General features: G+C 67.8%; 4 protein-coding genes. All 4 read right to left on the bottom strand.

What is annotated here, in order from left to right:
- Nucleotides 1-249, bottom strand: a 249-nt coding sequence (locus tag ABZD10_RS15265) for a glutathione S-transferase N-terminal domain-containing protein (RefSeq protein ID WP_372887829.1), incomplete at its 3' end; no start/stop codon positions are given.
- Nucleotides 250-349: 100 nt separating this feature from the next.
- Nucleotides 350-1,375, bottom strand: a complete 1,026-nt coding sequence (gene holA / locus ABZD10_RS15260; RefSeq protein WP_372887827.1) for a DNA polymerase III subunit delta — start codon at nt 1,373-1,375, stop codon at nt 350-352.
- Nucleotides 1,372-1,869, bottom strand: a complete 498-nt coding sequence (lptE, locus tag ABZD10_RS15255; protein WP_372887825.1) for an LPS assembly lipoprotein LptE — start codon at nt 1,867-1,869, stop codon at nt 1,372-1,374. Before lptE ends, holA begins: the two co-directional genes overlap by 4 nt.
- Nucleotides 1,856-2,367 (bottom strand): class I tRNA ligase family protein (locus ABZD10_RS15250; RefSeq protein WP_372887824.1); only part of this gene is annotated, 512 nt, incomplete at its 5' end. The genes lptE and ABZD10_RS15250, both read right to left, overlap by 14 nt.

The raw sequence follows: 2,367 nt of genomic DNA, 5'->3' as shown, positions 1-2,367 counted from the left end.
CCGCTCGACGGTGCCCGCCGGGAAGGTCAGCGCGCCGTGCTTGTCGGCGAGATAGGTCAGGATCGCGGTCGAATCGGTGATCACATGGGGGCCGTCCTTCAGCACCGGCACTTTGCCCGAGGGGTTGAGCGCCAGCACCTCGGCGGACCGGGGCGCCGCCTTGATCACCTGATAGGGCTGCTCCAGCTCTTCCAGCGCCCACATGACCCGCAGGGCGCGGCTGCTGCGACTTCCGATAACGTCATACATGGTCTGTTCTCCGCGTTTTCTTCCACCTTGCCGGTCGCGCCCTGCCCGGGCAAGGCGGCGCGCCAGTGCCGTTACGGCATTTCGCGGATGAGCGGCGGGTTCAGCGCCGGGCCAGCATGGCGAGACGCAGCAGCATCCGTTCGACCAGCGCCATGGCGGGGGCGCTTTGCCCGGCCGAGCGCAATTGCAGGTCGGTGTCGGTCAGAAGCGTCAGCGCCTGTTCAAGCTTGACGGGCCCCCAGCCCTGGGCCTGGCGCAGCATGCGGTCGCGGCGCGGGCCGTAGATCGGCGGGCGCATGCGCGAGATACCGGCGGCGGCGCCGCCCGGGTCCGAGGCGGCCGTGTAGAGCGCGCGGAAATGGCGCGTGGCACCGATGCAGAGCGAGACCGGATTGGTGCCCTGCGCCTGCAACTTGCGCAAGACCGGGGCCAGCTCGGGGGCGCGGCCCTCGGCGACGATGTTCAGCACATCATCCAGCGCCGCCTCGGTCGAGGTCGGGGCGCAGGCGATGACGTCTTCGCAAGAGACCGAAGCGGTATCGCCGATCTTGTACAGCGCCAGCTTTTCCAGCGTCTGGCGGAAATCGCCGGGATCCAGTTCGCGCGCGAGGTTCGACAGGTCGGTCATCGCATCGCGGTCCACTTCGCGCAGGCCGGATTTGGCCAGTGCGGCCTCGATCTCCTCGCGGCTTGGCGGGTCGTTGTAGATCGCCGCCGCCCAGGCATTGGCATGGCTCTCGAAGGCCTTGCGGATCTTCGACGAGCCCTTGAGCTGGCCGGCGGTGACCACGATCTGGGCATCCCCCGGCGCCCAGTCTTCCAGCGCCGCCTTGATCGCCGGGGCGGCGTTGTCATTGGCGTCTTCGACAAAGGCGACGCGCGGGCCGGGAAAGAAGCTCACCGCCTTGATGGCATCGCCCAAAAGCGCGGGTTCCTTGCGCAGGGCGGCGCCGGGAATGCGGGTCAGGCGCATTTCTTCTTCGCCCTCGGGGCCGATCAGCGCCAGGATCAGTTCCTGCCGTTTCAGCGCCACGCGCATGGCGTCGGGGCCGTAGATCAGCACCCCGCTGCGCTTGGGGTCGGGTTTGGAGAAATAGCGGGCGGCGTCGCGGCCGGTCAGTTTCATGACGCGGCTTTCGCCGACCAGGCCCAGAGCGCGACCATGATCTGGTCGGTCAGCATCACCATCAGCCGTTCATGGGAATCGGTCTGTGCCGCCAGGGTCGCCACCGTGGTGCCGGTGGCCGAATAGCCGGTGTAGTTCTGCACCTTGCCCGAGGTCACCACCTCGCCGGTGGCAAGGTCGCGCAGCGCATAGGTGGCGTCGCCGATCACGTCATAGCGCGAGGTGACCCCGGTAATGGTGCGCCCGGCGCTGCGTTCGGTCACCGCCACCGACACCGTCATGCCGTAGCGGCCGCGCGGCACCCGGCCCAGCCGGTCTTCGAGTTCGCGCACCAGGATATAGGTGTTGCTGTCGGTCGGCGCGTCCAGCACCACCTGATTCAAAAGCCCCGAGGCATGGCCGCGGGTGCCATAGACCGGCTCGAAACCGCAGGCCGCCAGCAGGGGGCCGGCGGCGGCGAGGCTTAGAAAGTGGCGGCGGTTAAATGACGACATTCACGATCCGACCGGGGACGACGATAAGTTTCTTCGGCTGGGCCCCCTCCAGCCGGCTGGTCACAGCTTCGTGGGCGAGGACGATTTTTTCAACCTCTTCCTTGGCCATGTCCTTGGGCACGCTGATTTCCGCCCGCCGCTTGCCGTTGATCTGGATCGGCAGGGTGACATTGGCCTCGACCAGCATCGCCTCGTCGGCCTGCGGCCAGGGGGCGGCGATCACCAGCCCCTCACCGCCCAGCAGCTGCCAGAGCTCTTCCGCGAGATGCGGCGTCATCGGCGACATCAGCTGCGCAAGGGTGCGCGCGGCCGTGCGCTTGGCATCCCCCCCGGCCTGGGATTTGGCCAGCGTGTTGGTAAAGGCATAGAGCTTGGCGATCGAGGCGTTGAAGCCGAAGCTTTCGACGCCAAGGGTGACGTCGCGGATCGCCTTGTGCATCTCGCGCAGCAAGTCGCTGTCGCCGGTGCCGCTGCCGGCGGGCATGGCGGCGATCTCGG

The organism is Shimia sp. (genome assembly GCF_041624275.1).
GTDB lineage: Bacteria > Pseudomonadota > Alphaproteobacteria > Rhodobacterales > Rhodobacteraceae > Shimia.
This window is presented reverse-complemented; position numbering and strand designations above follow the sequence as displayed.